The 21,387-nt window shown below is 64.6% G+C and carries 28 protein-coding genes and 1 tRNA gene; 13 read left to right on the top strand and 16 right to left on the bottom strand.

Annotated features, from left to right (window positions below; genetic code table 11):
- Positions 1-26 precede the first annotated feature (26 nt).
- The gene (locus FYC77_RS01675) at positions 27-236 is read right to left on the bottom strand and encodes a cytochrome-ba3 oxidase subunit (protein ID WP_149079746.1); all 210 of its coding nucleotides are present in this window, start codon (positions 234-236) and stop codon (positions 27-29) included.
- Between the two features lie 98 nt (positions 237-334).
- Between FYC77_RS01675 and FYC77_RS01680 the strand changes: the two genes are divergently transcribed.
- From FYC77_RS01680 to FYC77_RS01695, 4 genes are read left to right on the top strand one after another with little or no spacing between them, the layout of a single operon-like run.
- Positions 335-544 carry a hypothetical protein gene (locus tag FYC77_RS01680; RefSeq protein ID WP_149079747.1) on the top strand — a complete coding sequence of 70 codons (210 nt, stop codon included), beginning with the start codon at positions 335-337 and terminating at the stop codon, positions 542-544.
- Positions 541-1,344 (top strand): cytochrome c oxidase subunit II, encoded by an 804-nt coding sequence (locus tag FYC77_RS01685; protein WP_149079748.1) that lies wholly within the window; start codon positions 541-543, stop codon positions 1,342-1,344. The genes FYC77_RS01680 and FYC77_RS01685 overlap by 4 nt, the downstream gene beginning before the upstream one ends.
- Positions 1,337-3,112: a b(o/a)3-type cytochrome-c oxidase subunit 1 gene (locus FYC77_RS01690; RefSeq protein ID WP_149079749.1), complete on the top strand. Its 1,776-nt coding sequence runs from the start codon at positions 1,337-1,339 to the stop codon at positions 3,110-3,112. The genes FYC77_RS01685 and FYC77_RS01690 overlap by 8 nt, the downstream gene beginning before the upstream one ends.
- Positions 3,112-3,315, top strand: a complete 204-nt coding sequence (locus tag FYC77_RS01695) for a CbaC protein (protein ID WP_149079750.1) — start codon at positions 3,112-3,114, stop codon at positions 3,313-3,315. Before FYC77_RS01690 ends, FYC77_RS01695 begins: the two co-directional genes overlap by 1 nt.
- Positions 3,316-3,319: 4 nt before the next feature.
- On the opposite strand, the gene FYC77_RS01700 is transcribed toward FYC77_RS01695, so the two are convergent.
- Positions 3,320-3,631, bottom strand: coding sequence for a DUF7091 family protein (locus FYC77_RS01700; protein ID WP_149079751.1), 312 nt, complete (start codon positions 3,629-3,631; stop codon positions 3,320-3,322).
- A 137-nt stretch (positions 3,632-3,768) separates the two neighbouring features.
- On the opposite strand from FYC77_RS01700, the gene FYC77_RS01705 reads away from it, so the two are divergent.
- The 3 genes from FYC77_RS01705 to FYC77_RS01715 all read left to right on the top strand — a co-directional run bounded on the left by FYC77_RS01705 (position 3,769) and on the right by FYC77_RS01715 (position 4,868).
- Positions 3,769-3,876, top strand: a tRNA-Ile gene (locus tag FYC77_RS01705).
- Between the two features lie 335 nt (positions 3,877-4,211).
- On the top strand, positions 4,212-4,442 hold the full coding sequence (locus tag FYC77_RS01710) for a hypothetical protein (RefSeq protein ID WP_149079752.1): 231 nt from the start codon (positions 4,212-4,214) through the stop codon (positions 4,440-4,442).
- A gap of 9 nt (positions 4,443-4,451) precedes the next feature.
- Positions 4,452-4,868, top strand: a complete 417-nt coding sequence (locus FYC77_RS01715) for a PIN domain-containing protein (RefSeq protein ID WP_149079753.1) — start codon at positions 4,452-4,454, stop codon at positions 4,866-4,868.
- A 389-nt stretch (positions 4,869-5,257) separates the two neighbouring features.
- On the opposite strand, the gene FYC77_RS01725 is transcribed toward FYC77_RS01715, so the two are convergent.
- Positions 5,258-5,827, bottom strand: a complete 570-nt coding sequence (locus FYC77_RS01725) for a DUF2391 family protein (RefSeq protein ID WP_149079754.1) — start codon at positions 5,825-5,827, stop codon at positions 5,258-5,260.
- Between the two features lie 161 nt (positions 5,828-5,988).
- On the opposite strand from FYC77_RS01725, the gene FYC77_RS01730 reads away from it, so the two are divergent.
- On the top strand, positions 5,989-7,677 hold the full coding sequence (locus FYC77_RS01730) for an aldehyde ferredoxin oxidoreductase family protein (protein WP_149079755.1): 1,689 nt from the start codon (positions 5,989-5,991) through the stop codon (positions 7,675-7,677).
- 63 nt (positions 7,678-7,740) lie between these two features.
- Here FYC77_RS01730 and FYC77_RS01735 read toward each other — a convergent pair whose 3' ends face one another.
- Positions 7,741-9,891 carry a serine hydrolase domain-containing protein gene (locus FYC77_RS01735; protein ID WP_149079756.1) on the bottom strand — a complete coding sequence of 717 codons (2,151 nt, stop codon included), beginning with the start codon at positions 9,889-9,891 and terminating at the stop codon, positions 7,741-7,743.
- Between the two features lie 105 nt (positions 9,892-9,996).
- On the opposite strand from FYC77_RS01735, the gene FYC77_RS01740 reads away from it, so the two are divergent.
- Entirely contained in the window at positions 9,997-10,338 is a 342-nt protein-coding gene (locus FYC77_RS01740) for a winged helix-turn-helix domain-containing protein (protein WP_149079757.1), read from the top strand.
- 1 nt (position 10,339) lies between these two features.
- Positions 10,340-10,672, top strand: coding sequence for a DUF7521 family protein (locus tag FYC77_RS01745; protein ID WP_149079758.1), 333 nt, complete (start codon positions 10,340-10,342; stop codon positions 10,670-10,672).
- A gap of 137 nt (positions 10,673-10,809) precedes the next feature.
- On the opposite strand, the gene FYC77_RS01750 is transcribed toward FYC77_RS01745, so the two are convergent.
- From FYC77_RS01750 to FYC77_RS01760, 3 genes are all read right to left on the bottom strand, one after another.
- Complete coding sequence (locus tag FYC77_RS01750) at positions 10,810-11,145, bottom strand: hypothetical protein (protein WP_149079759.1); 336 nt, start codon at positions 11,143-11,145, stop codon at positions 10,810-10,812.
- A 148-nt stretch (positions 11,146-11,293) separates the two neighbouring features.
- Positions 11,294-11,560, bottom strand: a complete 267-nt coding sequence (locus FYC77_RS01755; protein ID WP_149079760.1) for a hypothetical protein — start codon at positions 11,558-11,560, stop codon at positions 11,294-11,296.
- Between the two features lie 151 nt (positions 11,561-11,711).
- A complete protein-coding gene (locus FYC77_RS01760; RefSeq protein ID WP_149079761.1) occupies positions 11,712-12,848 on the bottom strand; it encodes a thiolase family protein in 1,137 nt (378 codons plus the stop codon).
- Between the two features lie 142 nt (positions 12,849-12,990).
- Between FYC77_RS01760 and FYC77_RS01765 the strand changes: the two genes are divergently transcribed.
- Positions 12,991-13,749: a DUF5806 family protein gene (locus tag FYC77_RS01765; protein ID WP_149079762.1), complete on the top strand. Its 759-nt coding sequence runs from the start codon at positions 12,991-12,993 to the stop codon at positions 13,747-13,749.
- Positions 13,750-13,761: 12 nt separating this feature from the next.
- Here the strand turns inward: FYC77_RS01765 and FYC77_RS01770 are convergent, their stop codons facing one another.
- The 3 genes from FYC77_RS01770 to FYC77_RS01780 all read right to left on the bottom strand — a co-directional run bounded on the left by FYC77_RS01770 (position 13,762) and on the right by FYC77_RS01780 (position 15,934).
- Positions 13,762-14,409, bottom strand: coding sequence for a hypothetical protein (locus FYC77_RS01770; RefSeq protein WP_149079763.1), 648 nt, complete (start codon positions 14,407-14,409; stop codon positions 13,762-13,764).
- Between the two features lie 88 nt (positions 14,410-14,497).
- Positions 14,498-15,094 carry a DUF7529 family protein gene (locus FYC77_RS01775; protein WP_149079764.1) on the bottom strand — a complete coding sequence of 199 codons (597 nt, stop codon included), beginning with the start codon at positions 15,092-15,094 and terminating at the stop codon, positions 14,498-14,500.
- Positions 15,095-15,127: 33 nt separating this feature from the next.
- Positions 15,128-15,934, bottom strand: a complete 807-nt coding sequence (locus FYC77_RS01780; RefSeq protein WP_149079765.1) for a lipoyl protein ligase domain-containing protein — start codon at positions 15,932-15,934, stop codon at positions 15,128-15,130.
- Between the two features lie 69 nt (positions 15,935-16,003).
- On the opposite strand from FYC77_RS01780, the gene FYC77_RS01785 reads away from it, so the two are divergent.
- On the top strand, positions 16,004-16,933 hold the full coding sequence (locus tag FYC77_RS01785) for a hypothetical protein (protein ID WP_149079766.1): 930 nt from the start codon (positions 16,004-16,006) through the stop codon (positions 16,931-16,933).
- 10 nt (positions 16,934-16,943) lie between these two features.
- On the opposite strand, the gene FYC77_RS01790 is transcribed toward FYC77_RS01785, so the two are convergent.
- Positions 16,944-18,395, bottom strand: a complete 1,452-nt coding sequence (locus FYC77_RS01790) for a serpin family protein (RefSeq protein ID WP_149079767.1) — start codon at positions 18,393-18,395, stop codon at positions 16,944-16,946.
- 418 nt (positions 18,396-18,813) lie between these two features.
- Here FYC77_RS01790 and FYC77_RS01795 point away from each other — a divergent pair, with 418 nt between their 5' ends.
- On the top strand, positions 18,814-19,299 hold the full coding sequence (locus tag FYC77_RS01795) for a PaaI family thioesterase (protein ID WP_149079843.1): 486 nt from the start codon (positions 18,814-18,816) through the stop codon (positions 19,297-19,299).
- A gap of 83 nt (positions 19,300-19,382) precedes the next feature.
- On the opposite strand, the gene FYC77_RS20305 is transcribed toward FYC77_RS01795, so the two are convergent.
- The 5 genes from FYC77_RS20305 to FYC77_RS01810 form a co-directional block, all read right to left on the bottom strand.
- On the bottom strand, positions 19,383-19,520 hold the full coding sequence (locus tag FYC77_RS20305; protein ID WP_202911748.1) for a hypothetical protein: 138 nt from the start codon (positions 19,518-19,520) through the stop codon (positions 19,383-19,385).
- A 275-nt stretch (positions 19,521-19,795) separates the two neighbouring features.
- Positions 19,796-19,957, bottom strand: a complete 162-nt coding sequence (locus FYC77_RS20310; protein ID WP_202911749.1) for a hypothetical protein — start codon at positions 19,955-19,957, stop codon at positions 19,796-19,798.
- The gene (locus FYC77_RS01800; RefSeq protein WP_149079768.1) at positions 19,954-20,157 is read right to left on the bottom strand and encodes a hypothetical protein; all 204 of its coding nucleotides are present in this window, start codon (positions 20,155-20,157) and stop codon (positions 19,954-19,956) included. The genes FYC77_RS20310 and FYC77_RS01800 overlap by 4 nt, the downstream gene beginning before the upstream one ends.
- Positions 20,158-20,299: 142 nt before the next feature.
- A complete protein-coding gene (locus FYC77_RS01805; RefSeq protein WP_149079769.1) occupies positions 20,300-20,710 on the bottom strand; it encodes a DUF5809 family protein in 411 nt (136 codons plus the stop codon).
- A 48-nt stretch (positions 20,711-20,758) separates the two neighbouring features.
- Positions 20,759-21,211 (bottom strand): DUF5810 domain-containing protein, encoded by a 453-nt coding sequence (locus FYC77_RS01810; RefSeq protein ID WP_149079770.1) that lies wholly within the window; start codon positions 21,209-21,211, stop codon positions 20,759-20,761.
- Positions 21,212-21,387: the final 176 nt, after the last annotated feature.

The raw sequence follows: 21,387 nt of genomic DNA on the forward strand, positions 1-21,387 counted from the left end.
GCCACGAGGGCATGCGACCATCGACGCTACGACGTCCCCGACGACCGCGGCTCCGGCTCGTGGTGGCCGTCGACGGGGCCGAACGCGACGTACAGACAGCCGAGAATGAACACGACGTTGACCGCGGAGACGGCCGCCGCCACCAGCGAACTCCCGAGTCCGTACCACGCGACCGGAACGAGCGCGAGCAACCCGACCGGGAGCGATATACGCGGAGAAGCTTCTTCGAGTACCATACGCGAGGGTAGCTGTCGGAACGTGTTAATACTGCCCCCGTTCCTACAGAGTGGGAATTGGTTTAGTGGTTAAGCGCTGGTCCTACAAACTCCACGGTATGAGTCAAGCGACCGAAGAGCCGGTATCCGAACCGCGCGCGGAGGGAATCCGCGAAATTGGACACGACGAGTTCGATCCAGTGGGGACGCTCGCGTTAATCGGGCTCTACTTTCTCATTCTGATCGGGCTCTGGTTTTTCATGTACTTCGTCGAATTCCTCGGAAACGATCCGACGGTCGTCGGCACGGCCGTGGTGACACTTGCATGAACATTCACACCTACGAGAAACTGTGGCTCGTCGCGGCGATGTTGTTGATCGTCACGTTCATCGCGACGATCACCTACGGCTCGGTCGGCCTCGGGATCGCGATGGTCGGCGACCAGCAGCCGACGGTCGAACCAACCGAACTCAGCGACGACGAACGCTTCGGCGACCCGCGCGTCGAACAGGTCGGTGAAAACGAGTACGAAGCCTACGTCGTCGCCCAGACGTTTCGATACCAGCCCGACCCGATCGAAGTCCCCGAAGACAGCCAGGTGACGTTCTACGTCACCGCCAGGGACGTCATCCACAGCTTCAGCATCGTCGGCACCAACGTCAACACGATGGCCATCCCCGGCGAGATCGCCGAGATGACCGTCGAGTTCGACGAAGTCGGCGAGTACGGTGTCGTCTGTAACGAGTACTGTGGCCCTGGCCACCACGACATGGAGGGCGAACTCCACGTCGTCCCCGCCGAGGAGTTCGACCTGGTCGACCACTCGGTGGACACACCGACCGAGGTCGAACCCGACGACGAGGCCGAGTTCACGGTCGAAGTTCGGAACCGTCAACTCGACGATCTCGAGACGACGGTCGTCCTCGAGGTCGGCGACGAGACGTTCGAAGAAGAGCTCGTCGTCGCCGGCGGCGAAACGGCGGAGACGACGATCGTCGTCGACACCGCGGATCTCGGCGAGGGCGACCACGACTGGACGATCACCGTCGACGAGTTCGAGGAGGCCGGGACCCTGAGCGTGGTCGACCCGGACGCCGAAGACGACGACGGAGGTGACGACGATGAGTAACGCGTACATCGACGAGTTCCCCGCGGAAGCGAGGATCGTCCGGGCCGCGTTCTACAGTTCGTTCCTCGCGCTGGCACTGGGTGGTGTGTTCGGGATCATCCAGACGCTTCACCGGACCGACTTTCTCCGGTTTATGGACTCGGTGGACTACTACACCGTCCTCACTGCTCACGGCGTCTTCCTCGTGATCTCGTTTACGATCTTCTTCCTCGTCGGGATCTTCACCTGGGCGATAACGACCAGCCTCGACCGTGGCCTCGAAGACATCCGATTCAGCTGGGGCTGGTACTCGCTGATGGCGGTCGGAATAACGCTGACCGGCGTCGCGATCCTGGCTGGCTTCACCGACGCGACCGATATTAGCGCATCGGTTCTGTTTACGTTTTACGCCCCGCTACAGGCGCATCCGATGTTCTACCTCGGACTGGTGCTGTTCGTCGTCGGCACCTGGCTGGCCGGCGCCGACTGGTTCCGATCCTGGCTGGCCTGGAAGGCAGAGAACCCGGACGAGCGGATCCCGCTGCCGACGTTCATGGTGTTGACGACGATGCTCATGTGGTACATCGCGACGCTGGGCGTCGCCGTGGCGATCCTCGCGTTCCTGTTGCCGTGGTCGCTCGGCTGGATCGACACCGTCAATCCGCTGCTGACCAGAACGCTGTTCTGGTTCTTCGGCCACCCGGTCGTCTACTTCTGGCTGATGCCGGCGTACATGATGTGGTACGTCATGCTCCCCAAAATCTCGGGCGGGAAACTGTTCAGCGACCCGCTCGCCCGCGTCGTCTTCGTGCTGTTTCTGGTGCTCTCGGTGCCGACCGGAATCCACCACCAGTACCTCGATCCGGGCATCGCCGAGGGATTCAAGTTCATCGCGATGACGAACACGATGTTCCTCCTGTTGCCGAGCCTGCTGACGGCGTTTACCGTCGTCGCCAGCATGGAACACGGTGCCCGACAGCGCGGCGGCGAGGGCTACCTCGGCTGGCTGAAAGCCCTCCCGTGGCGTGATCCCGTCTTCACCGGCATGGCGCTTGCGGGTCTGATGTTCGCCGCCGCCGGCTTCTCGGGCATGATCAACGCCGGCATGAACATCAACTATCTCGTGCACAACACGTTCTGGGTCGTCGGCCACTTCCACCTCACCGTCGGCACCGCCGTCGCGCTGACGTTCATGGCCGTCACCTACTGGTTCCTCCCGCAGGTGACCGGCAGGGCGCTGTGGAACCGCTCGGTGGCGCTTGGACAGGTCGTCCTCTGGTTTATCGGTATGACGTTCATGTCCAACGCAATGCACCGCGGCGGCCTGCTCGGTATCCCGCGTCGAACGGCCGAACCACAGTACGAGGGCTTCGAGTTCGAGGCCGCCGTCGGCAGCGTCGCCGAACTCGACGCCCAGATCGCCCTCGGCGGCGTGTTGCTGACGCTCTCGCTCGTCCTGTTCTTCGCGAACGTGATCGGCACGGCACTCAACGGCAAAAGCGACTCCCTCCCCGCCAACGGCTACGCCGAGACACTCTCCGGGCCCGAGGACGCTCCGCTCGTCCTCGACAACCTGAAACTCTGGACGGCCATCGCCGTCGTCCTCGTGATCTTCGCGTACACCTTCCCGCTGTTGAGTATCATCGAACGCGGCGGCCTCTTTGGCCCCGAAGTCATCCCGTTCCCGCTCACCCTCGAGTCGGTGACGACGGTCGGGATCGCCCTCGAGACCGCCGCCACCGAGACGGTCGACGGCGCGACGTTGGCGCTCGTGGGGGTGATCCGGTAATGCGTATCTCCAAGGCAGCGTTGCTCGTCGTCATCGCCTTCACCGTCCCGATCCTCGTCGAACTCCGGACGGTACTCGCCTGGGTCAACGTCGAACTCACCGTCCTCGAGTCGGTGACACTCGGCGTCGCGATGATCCTCGCGATCCTCGTCTGGGCGCTGTGGCCCGAAAACGGCGAGAGCGGCCACTCGAGTACCCGGTGACCGGCTACCAGGTCTCGATTCGCCCCGACCGAACGTCTTCTACACAGCCCTCGCAGTCCGGATGTCCCTCCTCGTAACAGGCAGGTCGGTACTGCTCGTCGAGTTTCGCCCCACGCCGCTCGGCGTAGCGTCGACAGACGATCTTCGCCCGCCCTTCCTCGTCGGACGGAAGGCTCCGGGCGTGTTTCGCCACCTGATACGCCTCCCGGGCCTCCGATAACTGTTCGTCGGTCGACTCGCGTAGCTGTTCGTACTCCTCGCCTGCCTCCTGGAGCTTCGACCGCAGGAATCGCTCGAGTCGACGACGATCCGCCATTACCCCCTGGTTCGGTCGCCTGCCCCATATACTGTTTGACGCACGAGGGTCGACGGGGATCACGTAGGTGTACTGACGTCTCTGGACTCGAGACAGAGAGTAAGGGTTAACTTCAGCCCGTGGTTCTCTCGAGACGAGGGCCCTTAGCTCAGTCTGGTAAGAGCGCTCGGCTCATATCGTGGTCGCACGCCAGTGCGGTTGTGTGGGATACCGAGTGGTCGATGGTTCGAATCCGTCAGGGCCCATGGAGCGAGCCGAGCAATTCGCGAGGCTCGCGGAATGGATCGCTGTGGATTCGAACCAGGGAGGAGCTTTGCTCCGACCGCGGTTCGAATCCGCCAGGGCCCAGGGAACCCGTAAGACCGACTTTGAGGCCTTGAAGCGGCTAATATTGGCATTTCACTGATTTTTCGCTTCAGGGGCTCATCCAGAATGTGCGGGGTTCTTAGGTAGTGGAATTTGTCACGTTGCAGCGCTCTCGACTCAAACTCTTCTGCCCCATCTAGTGCGATGAACTCGATGGCGTTCAACATGGAATGCACCAAAAGACACAGTATTCTGTGTGTCCATAGATTCCTGTATGCCCAGTATCACGGTCAACGTGGACGACGCCCTCAAAGAGCGGATGGAACAGCACCCGGAGATCAACTGGAGCGAGGTCACGCGACAGGCAATCCAGGAGAAGATCGAGACGCTCGAACTGATGGACGAACTCACCAGCGAGAGCGAACTCACCGAGCGCGACGTTCAGGAAATCGCCGATACGATCAACGAACGTGGACGCGAGCGCGTCGAAGAAGAATCGACGTAGATTCGACGAATGAAGCTGGTCATTGACGCCAACGTCGTCATCTCTGCACCCATCGCTGATTCGAAAACGCGGGCACTCATCGTTACACTCGAGCCGGATCTCTTGACGCCAGCGTTCGTCCACGACGAACTCGAGAACTACGAAGACCTGATCGTAGAGAAATCCGGAATGAAACTGGATCGAGTGAGACAGATCATCGACCTCCTGTTTCAGTACATCGAGGTCGTTCCTGCCGACGACTTCTATCCAGCTATCGAGAGGGCAGACGCAGCAATCGGAGACACCGACCCCGACGACGTGCTGTACCTCGCGTGTGCGATCGCCTACGATGGGGCCATCTGGAGTGACGATTCTGACTTCGACGAGCAGAATCTGGTCGAGACGTACTCGACGAGTGACGTGATCGAGTCATTCGACACGCTCTAGCTCGGCAAATTTGTCTCTCAGGGCGCAACGCAGAGAGGGGCAGTTCGAGAGAGTTCAGCAGACAGCACGCCTACTTCGTCAGTGTTCTTCGCTGCCAGGAAGATCTCGCCGTCGCTGCCGAACTCTTTCGCGTTCCAATCATTGATCGTAGTGACGGTCAAGTACCGTCTCGCCTGCGTCCCTATCACTGACCACGTTTTCAGGAACGTCCGATTTGAGAAATGAGTAACCGCGCCCCGTCGAACAGGACGGGGGCTCGGCGCGGAGGGGCACGCATGTGTGCGTTCCGTCGGTAGCGCGCCGCAATAATCGAGATCCTGATCGTGGAGGCAAACGAGTTGGCGGCGGGTCGCGGTCGTCGATCAGACAGATCGAGACAGCAATCCGTCTCAGTGCTCGCCGGGGAGGATGTCGCCGAGTGAGCCGCCGATCGCCATCGCGGCGAAGATCACCGACACCTGACAGAGACTCACCCAGGGATCTGCCCAGTCGACCCGTCCCCACAGCGTCATCATCGCGGCGGCAGTCGCGAACGCGATGGCGAGGACCCACACGGGACGTCGCGGAATCACGTCAAGATACGGATCCGTGATACGGACGTCGCGAAAGTCCGCGACGTAGAGGATGCCGACGACCATCGCGACGGCGAGTCCGACGTTCACGGCGAAGAACGCGGGTGTCTCCGCGAGGAACTCGCCGATCTCGATGACGCCGTCCTCGACCAGCAGCGGCATCCCGATGACGACGCTCCCGACGAACGCCTCGGCTTTGTCCCTGCCGGTGAACTCGGTGATCACCCGACTGACCGTCCCGTTGTGTGAGAGTCGGTCGACCACCGTCTTCGTTCGTCGAACCTCCGTCCGTTCCGCCGGATCGTCGACCGTCTCCTCGAGCGTCTCGAGTTGATCGTAGAGGTCGGTCATCGTCACATCCCCTGGCCCGTCGTCTGACCCGAACATGCACGGTTGCTCTCGCTCCCGAACGATATACTGTTGGACTCGGGTCCGGTGTGCTGTTGGATCGCAAGCGCGATCGTCAGCGCCGTTCGGTCGAAAAATCTACATAATCGAACGTCTGGAACCGATATCGTTTTGCGCCTACGGGTGTCATTCGTCCGGATATGAAACACGTCCAGGGACCGCTGTGTACGATCGACGTCGGCGAGCGCTCGGTCGAGACCGAACCAATCGACGACGTCCTCGAGCGTTCGATCGGCGGTCGGGCGCTGGGAACCAGACTCGCCCACGATCGGGTCCCGTTCGACGCCGACCCGCTCGGACCGGAGAACCGGCTCTACCTCGCGACGGGGCCGCTCCAGCACTCGACGATGAGCTTTACGGGCCGGATGTCGGCGACCGCCCTCTCGCCGCTGACCGACGGATTGCTCTCCTCGAACGCGGGTGGGTTCCTCTCGCGAAACTTCACCGGGACGGGCTACAGCGCCCTCGAGGTCACCGGCTCGAGCGACGAACTCCTCGTCGTCCACGTCACCGACGAGGGCGTCGAGTTCGAACCCGTCCCCGACCTGGCGGAGGCGACCGTCTTCGAGACGTGCGAGTACATCGAGGACGAACACGGTCTCGGTGCCGAACACACCGTCGTCGTCGGCCCCGCCGGCGAGAACGAGGTGCGATTCGCCTCGATCATGACGTCGAAAGAACGGGCGTTCGGCCGCGGCGGACTCGGCGCTGTCCTGGGATCGAAGGGGATCAAGGCGATCACGTTCGACGGCGACTCGACGAACGAGGTCGAGATTCCGCCGATCCAGATGGAGATCCACGGCGAGGCCGCCCAGTCCGATCACATCATGAAACGTCAGGGCACGTCGTCGGTCGCGTCCTACGCCGACAGCGTCGAGGCCCTGCCGACGCGGTACTTCTCGGAACTTTCCTTCGAACACATCGACGACATCGACGGCGACCGGATCGAGGAGAAAAAGTACAAGAAAGGGACCTGTTCGGCCTGTGCGTTCGCCTGCAAACTTCCGACGAAAGACGACGAAACCGGCCTCGAGACCGAGGGGCCGGAGTACGAGACGCTGATGGCGTTCGGCTCGAACTCGGGTGTCGACGACATCGTCGACGTGATGAAATCGAACAAGCTCTGTGACGAACTCGGGCTCGACACGATCTCCGCGGGCGACGTCGTCGCGGCCTACCTCGCGAGCGAAGACGAGTTCGGCAACGCCGAGTTGATTCACGAAACTGTCGAGAAGATCGCCTACCGCGAGGGGATCGGCGACACGCTCGCTGAGGGCGTCGACCGGGTCCACGACGAACTCGGCGTCGAGAACTGGACCGTGAAGGGAATGGAGTTTTCGGCCCACGACGGCCGCACCTTAAACGGCCAGGGGCTCGCCTTCGCCACCTCGAATCGCGGTGCCGATCACATGTACGCCGAGTTCTACCCCTACGAGTACCCACTGGTCGACGCCGAGGATGCCTTCGAGAAGGAGGGTGTGGAGGGCAAGCCACCGAAGATCGTCGAACTCGAGAACGTCAACGCGATCAAAGACAGCGCCGTCCTCTGTAAGTTCTCGCGGAGCTTCGTCGACGAGGAACGGCTCGCGACGCTGCTCGACGCCGACTACGACGAACTACTCGAGATCGGCGCCGAAATCGTCGCGCTCGAGCGCCACTTCAACAACCAGCGCGGCTTCGATCGCAGCGACGACGCGCTCCCCTACGACGACCAGATTCCCGGCTTCGAGGAGGGACTCGAGGAGTACTACGCGGAACGCGGCTGGAACGACGACGGGACGGTTCCCGACGGAGCGGTCGACGGAAGCGGCGTTCCGGCCGACGACTGATCGTCAGTCGACTCGTTTTTCGGTCGTCAATTCGGTACGTTTCGTGTCCGATACCTGCTAAGTTTACAGGCCCAGAAAGCCGAGCTGGAACAGCTGCCACGTGAACGCGAGTCCGAGGACGGCGAGCACCGTCTGGTGGATGCGCCCCCGCCTGCTCCAGTAGCCGTCGTCCCACGCGAGGGCGGTTCCGATCGTCGTCGCGACCGCGAGCGCCGCGACGAACGGCGGGAGTGCGAGCGCGACGCGTAGCGCGAGCGGCATCGTGACGAACGCGAGTTCGCCCGCAGTCCCGAACGACGCCACGAACAGTACGACGAAGGCGATCGAGACGACACACAGCGCGGTGCCGGCGGCTCGAGTGAGCCACGATCGACTGCGGAACCGCGACTCGAGTCGGCGTCGGATCGCTCTCGCGGTAGTGCCGTCCCCCTCGTCGCCCGCGCTTCCGTCCGCCTTGGCGCTCGCACTCTCGTTCCCGTCGCCGCGCGCTCGCGTTCGATACCGGCGCCAGCCGCGCCACATAGCGAGACCGATCCAGCCCAGGATCGACAGGGCGAAGCCGACGAGTGCGGCCCCGATGGTCCCACCGACGACGGTCGTCCGCTCGTGGGTCGCGACCGGATCGAACGTCGCCATCGGCGCGCTGTTCAGGTGGACTGCCTCGACCGTCCCGTCGTCGACCTCGGCGACGAGGGTGTCGTCGCCGTCGACCTCCTGATAGACGTACGGCTCGGTCTCGACCCACTCTTGCTCGTCGAACCCGAGCGTGTGGCTCTCGAGGCGGCCGTCGTCGGTCGCGTCGATCGATAGCCGGGTGACGACGCCGAGTGCCTGCTCGGGCCCGTCGTCCGGCACCATCGAGAGTTCGTACTCGCCGTCGACCGTCTCCGCTCGCTCGAGTGAGGTTCCGTCGCCGTCGTCGGTGCTCTCGATCGGTTCTTCGGGTGCCGTCGGTGTGGACGTGAGATCGTACGCCGCCAGGATCTCGTCGGCGACGTTCGCGGGGAGCGCCCCCTCGTTTCGGACGTTGTACGACACGAAGACGCCGACTTCCTCCTCCGGCGCGAGAACGAGTTTGGTGGTCTCGTGGAGCGTGCCGCCCGAGTGGGCGATCAGGTCGTCCTCGGGCGGGCCGTACTCGTAGAAGCCGTACCGCCAGTCGGTGAGCGCGGGATGGCGCTCGTGGTGGACGTCGTGCATCGTCGCGGCCGTCTCCGGCTCGAGGATCCGGGCGTCGCCCGCGGCACCGTCGCCGAGGTGGGCGCTCGTAAACGTCGCCATATCGGTCGCGGTCGCGCTCATCGAGCCGGCGGGTCGCCAGTTGATGTAGACCCGATCGTCGCGCTCGACGCCGTCGGCGGTCGGCATATGTGGCGCGGCGAGTTCGCCCGGCTGATCGTCGGGGACGGGCTGGGCGAACGTGCTGTGGTCCATCTCGAGTGGCTCGAAGAGCTCCGACTGGACGTGCTCCTCGAAGGTGGTGTCGTGGGCCTCGGCGACGACGTGGCCGGCGAGCATCGTTCCCCAGTTCGAGTAGCGGGGCTCCTCGCCGGGCGGGCTGACCCGTTCGGGCTGGGTTTCGACCAGCGCCGTCTCGAGGCTGGTCACCTCCTCCGATCCCTCGACCATTCCCGGGTTGAGCTTCGTGTCGAAGCCGGCGGTGTGCGTGCCGAGATGACGAAGCGTCACGGGCTCGTCGTACGTCTCCGGAATCTCGACCGCCGAATCCTCGAGGTAGGTGTTGACGTCCTCGTCGAGGTCGAGCGTCCCGTCCTCGACACCCTGCATCACGGCGGTCCACGTGACGAGTTTGCCGACGGAGCCGATCATAAACGCCGTCTCGTTCGCGCGGACCGGCTCTCCCGTCTCGACGTCGGCCTCGCCGTATCCCTTCGCGAGGACCGTCTCGTCGCCCTCGACGACGGCGACGGTCGCGCCGGGGACGTCGTGTTCGGCCATCTCCTCGGCGATCAGGTCGTCGACCAGCGCCTCGAGTTCTTCCTCGTCGTCGAACACTACCCCGTCGGGCGAAGCGTCCGTTTCCTGCGTCCCAGCCGAAGTATTCGCGGCCAGCACCGGGCCGGAAGCCAGTACCGGACCCGAAACGCCAGCGATCAGAAGCGAGACCACGACGACAGCCAGCAGAACGGACGAAAGCATCGACCGGCTGGCAGCGCGAATCCGATCGGATCGGTGTGCGGGTGAACGTCTCATCTCGTTCGTTCCATCGGACGGCACCGTCAAAGCGCCTCGAGCACGACTTCAGGGGATGAAGCCGTCGTCACGCCTATATATCCACTCACCCTGCACGTATCCACCGTGAGTGAGGAGCGTCTCGAGGAAGTCGCCGCCCTGCTCGAAGACGAGACGGCACGGCGCATCCTTACCGAAACGTACCGAGAACCCATGTCAGCCAACACGTTGAGCGAACGGTGTGGCGCGTCGAAACCGACCGTGTACCGTCGGCTCGAGGATCTGCGTCGGTGTGACCTCCTCGAAGAGCGGACGCGTCCGGATCCCGACGGAGGACACCACCACACGATGTACGCGACGAACCTGGAGCGAATCCTCGTCGAGATCGACGACGACGGCATCGAGTTTCGGATCGACCGCCGGGAGAACATGTCGGATCGATTCACCCGCCTGATCGAGGAGATGTGAGATGCTCGAGACCCCACTGCAGGTACACGAGGTGTTTCGTGCGGATCAGTTCGAACTGGCGATGCTCGGGATCAACTTCCTGAAGGGGATCCTCGGGTTCGTGATCGCCTACATCGCCTACCGGGGCTACCGGCGAAACGAGAGTCGCCCGATGCTCTATCTCTCGACCGGGTTCGTCCTCGTCCTCGGCGTCCCGTTCGTCTTCTTCGTGGTCGCGATTTCGCTCGTCGGGGCGATCGGCCCGGTGGCGGTCCTAGAGCAGGGAGTCGTCGCCGTCGCCGAACTCAGCCAGGTGATCGGTCTGCTCGTTATCGTCTACGCACTTCGAATGTGACGCGGTTGGCTCGCTTTTCGTCGATCCTTCTTCGAACTCGGTCCCGCTCGTGACTCGTATGGGCTACTGTCTCGATCACCCGGCGCACCCGCCGTCTATGTCACGGATGCGCCGACGCCGACGGAGAGGAAACGGTCTTATCGGTCCGCGTCGCTTCGACCCTCGCCGTGGGGTGTCTCCCCCGACGGGTCGCGGTCGTCCCCGCGCGACCGCAGTGGCGCGTCGTCCGCACGCGAGGGGTGAATGTTGAAGTTGTGTCCCCTGTACGGATCGGTCTCCGGCTCGTACGACAGCTCGCTTCGCTCGAAGATGTAGACGAAAAACCCGAACAGAGGGATACAGAACGTGATCGCCGCCCACTTCCACGGCGGCTCGAGCCCGACGCGGCCGGCGTCGTAGTAGGCAAACGCCGTCAGGCCGAGGTGCCAGGCAATCGGAACGCCCACGATCACCGCGAGCAAGATTGCGTCCATACCGGGCCTACGGCTCGAGCGTACTAAACTGCCGGCTTGCTCGAGGCTGGTCGACCGATCGAACGCGCCATGCCGGCCACGTGGGTGGCGTGCCGTGACCCTACCGACGCAGGGTCCACTTACAGGACTGCCAACTCGTTCGGCCGCATCACAGCGATTCACCGCAGTACTCACAGACGTCCTCGTCGGCCCCGATTCGGGACCCACAGGATGGACAGTTCTGACCGCCGGACAGATCGCCCGAGTCGGCGTTCCAGACGAAAAACCAGACGTAGACGAAGGCGACGAGGACGAACGCGCCGAATAGCCCGAACGCCAACGTCACGGTGACCATCAGGTAGACGACGACGAGTGCGACGATTGCCAGAATCACCATCCCGATTTCGCGCGTCGCGGACGGATATTCAGCGGTCATGGCTCCTCGCAGAATAGTTGTATATTTAATAACAAAACCGTTCCGTCTTCGGTCGTCGTTCGAGCCGGCGTTCGCCGGCGGATCGACAGGTTTCCGGATCCACTCTCGAGTTCGATCGCTACTCCGGTCAGTTCACCTTGAGTTCGCTCCGTCAGTTTACGTCGAGTTCGATCGCCGCCCCCTGGCCGAAGCCGACACAGAGCGTCGCCAGTCCGCGGCCGCCGCCGCGCTTTTCGAGTTCGTGGATCAGCGTCACCGGGAGACGCGCGCCGGAGGCGCCGAGCGGATGGCCGATCGCGATCGCGCCGCCGTTGACGTTGAAGACGTCGGGATCGATGCCGAGTTCGTCCCGCGAGTAGATCGCCTGGCTGGCGAAGGCCTCGTTGAGTTCGACGAGATCGTAGTCGTCGATCTCGCGGCCGGTCCGCTCGAGCAGTCCGCGAGTCGCCGGAACGGGACCGATCCCCATCACGGTCGGATCGACGCCAGCGACGTTGTTCGAGCCGACTTCGGCCAGGATCTCGAGGCCGTGTTCGTCGGCGAAGGTCTCGCTCGTGACGAGCAACGCGGCCGCGCCGTCGGAGATCTGGGAGGCGTTGCCGGGCGTGACGGTGCCGTCGGATTTGAAGACGGTCGGCAGTTCGGCGAGTTTCTCGGCGGTCGTGCCGGGGCGGAGTCCCTCGTCCTCCGAGACGGTGCCGTCCTCGGTCTCGATGGGGACGATCTCGTCGTCGAATCGCCCTTCCTCGGTCGCCTCGACCGCACGCTGTTGGCTCCGTGCGGCGTACTCGTCTTGGGCCTCGCGGCTGACGCCGTACCGTTCGGAGACCGTCTCGGCGGTCATCCCCATCTGGAGTTCGCCGATGTTGTAGAGTTCGGCCATCCGGGGATGGACGTTGTGCGTGTTCTCGCCCATGGGGACGCGGCTCATGTTCTCGACGCCGCCGGCGACGATGGCGTCGCGGTTGCCCGCCGCGATGGCGTCCGACGCCGACATCAACGCCTGCATCGAGGACGCACACCAGCGGTTGATCGTCGTCGCGGGGACGCCCTCGCCGAGTTCCGAGAGTAACGCGATAACGCGGGCGAGGTTGTTGCCTTGCTCGCCGCGTTGCTGTGCACAGCCCCACATCAGGTCGTCGATCTCCTCACCACCGAGTCCGGTTTCGGCGAGAATCTCGTCGATCAACGGCACGGAGAGATCTTCGCTCCTCACGTCCGCGAACGCGCCGTCCTCTTTGCCCTGTGGCGTCCGTACCGCCTCGACCACGACCGGTTTCTGTGCCATACCCTACCGAACGCCGCTCACGGACTTAAATCCGGGAGAACCTCACGAAACTCGAGTCCAGTTTACAGTTCAACAGCGACCGCCACGCCCCCGGTCGGAACCGAGAACAATCCTTATCCCACGCGTCTCGGAATAGGCCTCCATGAGCCACGGACCGGACGCACCGGAGTCGGAACGAACCGCCTCGTCCGACTCGAGTGCGGACGACGACGAGAGTCGAAGGGCAACGGAAAACGACGTCGACGAGGGGGCCGGTGGAGTCGGCGAGAAATCGGACGACGTCGACGACGGTGCGGGCGGAACCGGTGAACGAGCCGACGACGCGGCGGGCGCGACCGGCGACGGCGACTCGAACGACGACGGGCCGATGCCGGGCGTTCCGGACCCCGAGTCGGAAGAGTCCGACGTTCCCGAAGACGTCCAGAAGTACGCCCGGTTTACGAAGATGGACGGCGCCCAGTACGACCGGGTCAACGAGTTCCTGCGGGACCGAACCTATATCACCGCCCGCGAGTGGGCCATCGCCCGCCTCTGTTCCGATTTTCGCACGGAAACGGGCGTCGAGATGACCAAGATCGGCGAGAACCTGCCCGAACTCGTCCCCTTTATGACCGACACCTACACGCCCCAGGCGGTGAATCAGGCCCGATCCTCCTTCGAGGACAAGGTTCGGACGGCCGGTGCAACCTTCCTCTACGGCGCGATGTGTGATTTCTTCACCGCCGAGGAACTCGACGACGTGATGTACGAATCGACCGAGGTCGCCAAGTTCCTCCTCGAGGTCGAAGGCGTCGACCTCTCCGTCGAGGACGAACTCGAGGCCGAAGAGCGCATCTCGAGCGTGATGCGGGAGGTCCGCGAGGCCAGCGAACAGCTCAGAGACCGGGACGAAGAGGAGTAGCGGACGACAGCTTCAGTCCGATTCCGCGTCCGTCGAGGCCGTCGCCGTGATCGGCTCGAGAAGCGTCAGGTCGAACCCCCAGGTGTGGTCGTCCACGCCGTACTGGTCCGATTCGAACCGGTACGTTCCCGCGGGCATACAGCCATCCGCATCGGGGTGGACGAGCAGGTAGTAGGTGAGGTAGAGACCTCCGCTCGCGTCCAGTGAGATCGACCCTCCCTCCCCCTCGGCGTACTCGAGTATCGACTCGAGGAGCCAGGACGACGCCCGCCAGCAGTCACCGTCGACGTGTTCTCCCCTCGTGTCGTCGCCTTCGATGAGGATCGGCTCGAGAACGAGTCGATCGTCGTTTTCGTTCTCGCCGATGCGCCCGGAAAACGGCGGATCGGGGCCGGTTTCGACCGTCTGTGCGAAGCTCGTCGCACCGTCGCCAGCGTGATTGTACATCGTAATGTTCAGCTTCGCCGGCGACTCCGGCGTCGCCCCCTCCTCGACTTCGACGCCGAAGCCGATGTCGACCGCCTCGAGTGCGTCGTCGGTTTCGATCTCGATTCCGTATTCGGGCTCGCTGTCGTCGTCACCGGCCGGAATCGAGGCCAGACAGCCCGCCGTTGCGACCACACCACCGCCGACCGCTGTAAGCATCGTTCGTCGCTTCATACGGTTCGGAGAAACCTTCGTAAAATAAAACTACCGAGACGGGGATTAAATAGTCGAGTTCGGGCGCTGGATCGGTTCGGCTTCGAGTCTACTCGGTCGGCCCGGTCTCGAGGTCCGACTCCTCGAGAAACAGCGACGGGTCGCCGTGGGAGAACGTCACCCACTGGTCGGAATCGTCGCCGTCGTCTTTCGCGGACGTGTCGGCGTCAGAATCCTCGGTGTCGTTCGAGTCTTCCGAACCCGCGGATCGGACGTGAACGAGTAACTCTCCCTCGAGCACCGCCGTCTCGAGTACGGGACGCGCCTCGTCGACGGCGTACGTAAGCGGTACGCAGACCGCGGTCTCGCTCGTCGCGTCGCGTTCGACCGCGAGGGCGAGTCGACGGTCCGTCCCCGCCGCCGGCCGGTAGTACACCTCGGCGTCTGCGAACGTCACGTCGTCGTTCTCGACGAGCGTCTCGAGGAGGCCGTACTCGGCGTCCGACACCAGAACGTCGAAGCCGAACCGATCCTCCCGCTCGCTCGGCGAGACGGCGATCGGCTCGAGGAGGGCGGCGTCCCAGCCGTCTTCGCGGTACTCGTCGGCGATCGACGCCGCGTCCTCGAGCAGTTCGGTCCAGGACGGATCGGTCGTGGCTGCGTCGTCGGTCGAGGGGGAGTGGTCCGGGCCGGATCGTGGCGACATACTCGAGTCAGACGTGACCGAGCCTCGAAAACGTTACCACGAACCCCCTCCCGAATCATCGGGAACTGACGGGCCGTCGTCGGTATCCGAGACGCGCGATACGTCCCCCGGTTCGCCGTCGACGAGTTCGGCAATCGGGCGCGGCTCGGGCTCGTCGTCGCCGGCGAGAGCGGTCTCGAGCGCCGCCCGGACCGTTTCTGGCTCGACGTCGATGCCGGCGTCGGCGAGCGCGCCCACGGCGTCCGGATCGAACGCCAGTCCGAGCGCGCCGTAGACGTCCTCGAGGACGCCCACCAGTTCGTTCCCTCCGTCGACGATGACGATACCGGCAGTGACCGCGGCCTGCTGTCGGACGCGCTGGGCGATACCGACGACCTTTGCCGATCGCGAGTTCCCGTCGCCGCCACCGGACGGCGCAGCGATCGACAGCGAGTGTGATCCCGGACAGAACGCGCCGTCGGGTTCGCCTCGTCGAGCCTCGAGGCCGACGTCGCCGAGCGCGCGTTCGATGGCCGCGGTCGTCCGCTCGTAGCGGTCGTCGATCCCCCGTCGAAAGTCCGTGACCGGTTCGGCGCGGGCGAACGCGATCGTCGTCTCGCCGTCGTAGGCGACGGCTCGACCGCCGACGGCGCGCTCGACCGCCGGGAACCCGCGGGCTCGAGCCGCCTCCAGCGCACGGGAGTAGCCGTCGGTCCCGGCGTCTCGACGGCCGAAGGCGACCTGTCGGTGGGGAACCCAGACGCGAGCCGCGGGGTCGCCAGCGGCGGCTACCTCGAGGAGGCGAGTACTCGCTGCTCGGTCCGTTTCGATCGTCGACGGGCGTCCGCGATACAGCCGCATACGCACGGATTCGGGTCGACGACCCTAAACGCTCCCGTCCCCTCGATTCACGAGAGTGGAGTCGACAGAATGACGGTCGGAGTCCCCAGTTCGGTGCTCTCTCGCTACGCTCGTTTCTCGCTGTACAACTCGCCGTACCCCGCACACGACTGCGGCTGTGCGATCGACCTCTACCCGGGGACGCTCGAGGACGGGCGCACCACGGCCGCCCCGAGTCCCGTCTCCGGCGTCGTCCGCGAGACGCGGACGGTCCGCGCGCCGCCGAAACCCTACGCGCCCACGCACGATCACCTCCTTCTCGTCGACTGCGACGAGCCGCCCGAACTCGAGGGGTTGATCGCGCGTATCCTCCACGTCGAGCCGGCGGTCGAGGCCGGCGACCGCGTCGAGATGGGCGACTCGCTCGGCGAACTCGTCCGCGCGGGCTTTTTCGCCCCCTGGGTCGACAACCACCTCCACGTTGGCGTTCGCCGTCCCGACCAGAACCTCCGGCGGGCGACGGGGTCGCTCCGGCTCGAGCCGGACGTCGAGATCCGACCGCTCGCGTGGGATGGAACCGGAACGGTGGTCGCGACCGGCGAGACGTACGCCGTTCTCGACGCGCCCACCCACCCGAATCCGGGACCGGAGTTCGTCGGGATCGGAGTCGGTCGTGGGAACGGCGACCACGCCGACGGGTTCGCGGGCGTTCTCGACGGCGGGCTCCCCCACTACGACGGCGGCGGCCTCCTCGAGACGAACCACCGGCGAACGCGGGGTGTGTCCGATCACGGGACGCCCGAGGGGCCGCTCACGCTCGCCGGCGAACGAATCGGCACCCTCGAGACGGACGGTCGGACGATCAACTGGGACGACGTCGTCGTGACGGCAAACGGCGACCCCGTCACCGGCCTCTCGACGTTCTGCGCTCGAGACGGTGGCTTCGGCGCGAAACTCGTCGGGAGCGATCACGGGCTCGCAGTCGGCGAGCGAGTTCGGGTGGGCGTTCGTCGCGGGTGAGCCGGCTCGGCTACTCCGCTTCCAGGGTCTCGCCGTCGACGACACGACCGACGAACAGCGGCGTCTCCGTCGGCCGGTCCCGGACGTAAAAGAGAAACGGGCGATCGACGGTCATCTCGACGCGCTCGGTCTGGGACTCCGCAGTGTCCTCGACGACGACCGCCGTGGCGGCGGCCGCCTCGGTGCCGTCCTCGTCGACCTCGACGAAACTCTCGTGGAGGATGTCGTCGATGGCCAGCAGTTCGTCGTCGCCGTCGACCATCCCAGTAAAGTCGGCGGAACCGACGAACGCTTGCTCCATTCCAAGCTCCTGCATGACGTCGACGAGGCTGAACGACGATTCGATGCCGAATTTCGGAAGCTCGAGGTCGACCTCCGGACGCCGGGTCTCCTCGAGCATGATCGCGAGCCGGTCGACCGAGAACGACTCCTCGAAGGCCTCGAACTCGCCCTCGGCGGGACAGACGACGATCATGCTCGTCTCGCCGTTGGCGTAGGGCAACTCGACCAGCTGGTGGCCATCGACCTCGGCGTACCGAAACTCCTCGACCTGGGACATCATCTGGACCTCGCTCTCGGTGCCGTCGAGGCTCGTGAAGGGTTTCGGTTCGGTCCCTGCCTGGTCGAACTCGTACTCCCAGGCCGCGAGGAAGTAGACCGCGTTCGTCAGGACCATCCGAGTCGCCTGGTCGATCGATCCCTCCGGAAGGAGATCCTCGATTCGGTCGTTCGTCCGACTTTCGACCCACTCGTTTATCTCCTGGCGGGCTTGCTCGGGGCTGTCCCTGAAGTCGACGACGTGCTCGCCGGCTCCGTAGTACGCCTCGAGCAGGTCGAGGTAGTCGTCGTCGAACGGGTAGGTCTGTTCTGCCCAGACGGCGTTGGCACTCGAGAGCTGGAAGCCGAGGTCGTCCTCGTCTTCGTCGTCGTCATCCTCCCCGTCGTCCGTCCACTCCGGCGTCTCGACTTCGGCACCGTCCTCGTTGCGCCGCTCGAACTCGTCTTCGAGCGCGCCGAAGGCGGCGTGGAGCTCTTCGCCCTCGAGGTCGTAGCGCAGCGCGTCGGCCATCTCCTCGGCGGTCTCGCCGCGTGCGCCAGCGTAGGTCATCGCCAGCGCGACGGAGATGCTGTACGGCGAGAAGAAGAGATTGTTGTCGGGCTCGTCCGCCCGAAGTTCAGCGAGCGCCTCGAGCGAGAACGCGACGTTTCCACGCACCTGCTGGGCGAGGGCGTCGACCTCGATATCGGGGTCGGTGACGGGGTCGATCCGTGGAAAGTCGGGAGCCTCCCGGTCGAACGAGCCATCGTCGCCGTCGGCGTCGCCGCTGTCGGTACCGTCGGGATCGGCATCACCGTCTCCGTCGGTGTCGTCCGAACTCCCGTTGCCGTCGCTCGTACACCCCGCGACACCGGCGAGGAGGGCACCGGTGAGCGCGAGCAGGGACCGCCTATCGGGCATCATACACGACCCGCCGTGGGGAACGAGTAAACGCTTTGTGATAGGTGAAGGAGACGTTTGAGCGAAACGCGCCCGAACGGAGCGACGGGCGATGTGGCTGGGGCGGTTCCCGGCAGTGAACTTTCACTCCGAGCGCACCAATTACGGATATGGCCGATCTGCCCACGGAGCCCGACGAGCCGTTCCGGGACGACGTGGGGGACGCCGACGTCTACAGGTGCTATCGAACGCTCGTGAACGTGTCTTGGGTGGTGTCTCTCAGCTCGATTCGGACGGGCACATCGTCGTGGCCGACGACCGGCTCCGTGACGCCACCGACGTCTCGATCCTCCTCCCGGCCGACGGCCGGCTGAATAAACGCTCGGCAACCGACGACGAGAGAAGCGGTGCCGTCAAGGGCCTCCCCGTCGGACGGCGTTCCATGACCGACGATCTGCAAGCCGCGATGGCGGAGTTCGACGACCTCGGGGAGGCCGTCAGCTACGTCGTCGAGGAACACCACGAGTTCCTCTCGTGGATCGGGACGACCGTCGACGACGTCGGCGACGGAACGATGACGCTCTCGATTCCCTACGACGAGAAGCTGACGAACGCGCGCCCGAACGGCCCGACGGACCGGCGGCCGGACATCAACGGCGGCGTCGCGGCGACGCTCGTCGACACCGCCGGCGGCCTCGCGCTTCGAACTGAACTCGAGGACCCCTTCGGCGGCGAGGTTGCGACGATCAACCTGAACGTCAACTACCTCCGGCCGGCGACCGGCGACCTCACCGCGCGGGCGGAGGTCGTTCGAGCCGGTTCGAGCGTCGGCGTCAGCGAGGTCGTCGTCGAGAGTACGACGCCCGACGGCGAGACGCGCGAGGTCGCAACCGGCCAGGGGGCGTATCGGCTCTTTCGCGATCGGTAATGTCGTAGTGGACGGAGTGGCGTACTGTCCCTGTGTCCGACCGGGACGGATTTCGCCCCACAGATCTGACGAACACCAGACGATCAGTTTGTACTCGAAGCGGCGGAATCACCATCGTGTCGGCCGAACCAGACCCGTGCGTAGAGGAGGAATCCGGCCGCCGCGACGACGAGGAAGTAGAGGTAGATAGCCACCTCGAGGTGTGCGGGAACCACGTCCATACCCACGGACTGATCCGACGGTCCATACCAATACGGCTGAACTGATTCGTCTACTATGAGGGCACCGGCCACGGGCGACGACGGCTGGATTCGAGACGGTCTGCTGTCCGTCAGTACCGCCACACCCGGAGAACGGGTCCCGGATGCGGCGGCACACAGGGACAGCAATCCGTCTGAGACGGCAGACAAGGCGGTCGAGTTGCAGACGTCAACGGGAATCGGATCGACTCCTCTCGAGGGCAAGAATCGATCACTTTCGAGAACAATCGGATCGACTACTCTCGAGAGACCATCACGTACCGGATACCGAGATAGACCATGACGAGGCCGAACGTGACGGCGTACAGCGTCGAACCGGCCGTTGCCGCGACGACCAGTGCGGCGCCGTTGAGCGCGATCCCGAAGACGTACATCAAACCGAGTCGGCGACGGTTCATCGGCGTTCGCCTCCCTCGTTGACGGTAGTCGCCGGTCCGCGAATTTCGAGGGGGCCGTCCCGATTCGTCACCGTCTCCTCGAACACCCGATTCGTCACCGTCTCCTCGAACACTCGATTCGTCTCCGTCCCCTCGAACGTCCACCGCGAATACGTCCCCTCGAGCGTCCAGCCTGTCACGATCCTGCCGACCCTGTCCATACGGAACCTTCGAAGGCGTCGATAAAAACCCTCGTACTACGGCTGGCGGTCGGACGGTCACAGCGAACCGTCTCGTACGGTGTCCGTCAGCGCCGGTCGGTCCGCGAGCAACCCTGCGATCCCACCGCGACAGCGTTCCGCATCAGACCAGTTCGCGGTAGATTCGGCCGAACGCCTGCCGGCGCAACGTCGCGACCGCCGCCTCCTCCTCGTTCTGGAAGGTCGCAGCGACGGCCTCCCCCTCGGGTCCCGCGTGCCAGACGACGTTGTCGACGTTCTCGTTGCCGATCTCGGTGACCTCGCCTTCGTACTCGTCGCGCCACTTCTCGTACGCTTCGCGGGAGCCGACGGCGACCGACAGGAGGCTCGCGAACAGCGCGTCTCGAGCCGTCTCGACGACGTCGCCCGTGACGCGGTCGTCGTACTCCGCGCGGTCGAACGACATCGCCTTGGCGACCTCGCGAACGACCGTCTGGGCCGCGGGGCCGACCGATTCGTACGCCTCGCGTGCCTCGGCGGACGACTCGAACTCGAAGCTCCCGACCGTGTGCATACGCGAACCGTCGGGCGACGGGTAGTTACGCGTTTTCGTTCGATCCGGTTACGCGGACCCGTCCGCGTCGTCGGATGACTGGTCGCGGTCACCCGACTCGCCGGCGTCGCTCCCGCCCCCGCCGTGTTCGTCGGCGTCTCCGCCCACCTCCATTCGCCGGGTCAGTTCACGGGCCTCCTCGAGGACGCCCGCCGCCTCCTCCGTCAGCTCGCCGCGTCCTGACCGGCGACTCTGTTCTGCGAGTCCGGCCTCGAATCCCGGCGGACGACCCGGCTCGGTGTCGTGGCTCGCGCCCTCGAACGCCGGCGTCTCGATCTCCGGGGCGTGTTCGGCGACGATCTCGCCGAGTTCCGTCGGCGAGCAGTCGCTCCACTCGGGGGCGTGCTCCTCGAGCCACTCGAGGTGGTCCCGACGGCCGAGCGAAGCGGTGACCGCGAGGTGGTTCGCGAGGTGTTCGGCGTCGGCCTGTTCGACGTCACAGACCGGACAGGCGTATCCCATACGGAACCCGTGACCGCGGACGGGTAAAACGTCCACGCACCACGGGACGAGAGGTCGGATCCCTGCCCCCGAACCTGGTGTTAAATATAGTACATTTCCCCATCCAGAGCGAGGCCGAACCGTCCACACGACCCCGTCAGTCGCCTGCTTATTTTATATCTAGTGAATATCCCGTG

Origin of the sequence: Natrialba swarupiae, from assembly GCF_008245225.1 — an archaeon.
Taxonomy (GTDB): domain Archaea; phylum Halobacteriota; class Halobacteria; order Halobacteriales; family Natrialbaceae; genus Natrarchaeobius; species Natrarchaeobius swarupiae.

Excerpts from the sequence above, each read along its gene's own strand:
- FYC77_RS01745 (WP_149079758.1), top strand. The coding sequence starts at position 10,340 with ATGCTCGAGACCCCACTGCAGGTACACGAGGTGTTTCGTGCGGATCAG.
- FYC77_RS01735 (WP_149079756.1), bottom strand. The coding sequence starts at position 9,891 with ATGAGACGTTCACCCGCACACCGATCCGATCGGATTCGCGCTGCCAGC.
- FYC77_RS01785 (WP_149079766.1), top strand. The coding sequence starts at position 16,004 with ATGACGGTCGGAGTCCCCAGTTCGGTGCTCTCTCGCTACGCTCGTTTC.
- FYC77_RS01790 (WP_149079767.1), bottom strand. The coding sequence starts at position 18,395 with ATGATGCCCGATAGGCGGTCCCTGCTCGCGCTCACCGGTGCCCTCCTC.
- FYC77_RS01710 (WP_149079752.1), top strand. The coding sequence starts at position 4,212 with ATGCCCAGTATCACGGTCAACGTGGACGACGCCCTCAAAGAGCGGATG.
- FYC77_RS01690 (WP_149079749.1), top strand. The coding sequence starts at position 1,337 with ATGAGTAACGCGTACATCGACGAGTTCCCCGCGGAAGCGAGGATCGTC.
- FYC77_RS01755 (WP_149079760.1), bottom strand. The coding sequence starts at position 11,560 with ATGACCGCTGAATATCCGTCCGCGACGCGCGAAATCGGGATGGTGATT.
- FYC77_RS01730 (WP_149079755.1), top strand. The coding sequence starts at position 5,989 with ATGAAACACGTCCAGGGACCGCTGTGTACGATCGACGTCGGCGAGCGC.
- FYC77_RS20305 (WP_202911748.1), bottom strand. The coding sequence starts at position 19,520 with ATGGACGTGGTTCCCGCACACCTCGAGGTGGCTATCTACCTCTACTTC.
- FYC77_RS01805 (WP_149079769.1), bottom strand. The coding sequence starts at position 20,710 with ATGCACACGGTCGGGAGCTTCGAGTTCGAGTCGTCCGCCGAGGCACGC.
- FYC77_RS01775 (WP_149079764.1), bottom strand. The coding sequence starts at position 15,094 with ATGTCGCCACGATCCGGCCCGGACCACTCCCCCTCGACCGACGACGCA.
- FYC77_RS01760 (WP_149079761.1), bottom strand. The coding sequence starts at position 12,848 with ATGGCACAGAAACCGGTCGTGGTCGAGGCGGTACGGACGCCACAGGGC.
- FYC77_RS01715 (WP_149079753.1), top strand. The coding sequence starts at position 4,452 with ATGAAGCTGGTCATTGACGCCAACGTCGTCATCTCTGCACCCATCGCT.
- FYC77_RS01770 (WP_149079763.1), bottom strand. The coding sequence starts at position 14,409 with ATGAAGCGACGAACGATGCTTACAGCGGTCGGCGGTGGTGTGGTCGCA.
- FYC77_RS01685 (WP_149079748.1), top strand. The coding sequence starts at position 541 with ATGAACATTCACACCTACGAGAAACTGTGGCTCGTCGCGGCGATGTTG.
- FYC77_RS01765 (WP_149079762.1), top strand. The coding sequence starts at position 12,991 with ATGAGCCACGGACCGGACGCACCGGAGTCGGAACGAACCGCCTCGTCC.
- FYC77_RS01795 (WP_149079843.1), top strand. The coding sequence starts at position 18,814 with ATGACCGACGATCTGCAAGCCGCGATGGCGGAGTTCGACGACCTCGGG.
- FYC77_RS01810 (WP_149079770.1), bottom strand. The coding sequence starts at position 21,211 with ATGGGATACGCCTGTCCGGTCTGTGACGTCGAACAGGCCGACGCCGAA.
- FYC77_RS20310 (WP_202911749.1), bottom strand. The coding sequence starts at position 19,957 with ATGAACCGTCGCCGACTCGGTTTGATGTACGTCTTCGGGATCGCGCTC.
- FYC77_RS01800 (WP_149079768.1), bottom strand. The coding sequence starts at position 20,157 with ATGGACAGGGTCGGCAGGATCGTGACAGGCTGGACGCTCGAGGGGACG.
- FYC77_RS01700 (WP_149079751.1), bottom strand. The coding sequence starts at position 3,631 with ATGGCGGATCGTCGTCGACTCGAGCGATTCCTGCGGTCGAAGCTCCAG.
- FYC77_RS01695 (WP_149079750.1), top strand. The coding sequence starts at position 3,112 with ATGCGTATCTCCAAGGCAGCGTTGCTCGTCGTCATCGCCTTCACCGTC.
- FYC77_RS01680 (WP_149079747.1), top strand. The coding sequence starts at position 335 with ATGAGTCAAGCGACCGAAGAGCCGGTATCCGAACCGCGCGCGGAGGGA.
- FYC77_RS01675 (WP_149079746.1), bottom strand. The coding sequence starts at position 236 with ATGGTACTCGAAGAAGCTTCTCCGCGTATATCGCTCCCGGTCGGGTTG.
- FYC77_RS01780 (WP_149079765.1), bottom strand. The coding sequence starts at position 15,934 with ATGCGGCTGTATCGCGGACGCCCGTCGACGATCGAAACGGACCGAGCA.
- FYC77_RS01750 (WP_149079759.1), bottom strand. The coding sequence starts at position 11,145 with ATGGACGCAATCTTGCTCGCGGTGATCGTGGGCGTTCCGATTGCCTGG.
- FYC77_RS01725 (WP_149079754.1), bottom strand. The coding sequence starts at position 5,827 with ATGTTCGGGTCAGACGACGGGCCAGGGGATGTGACGATGACCGACCTC.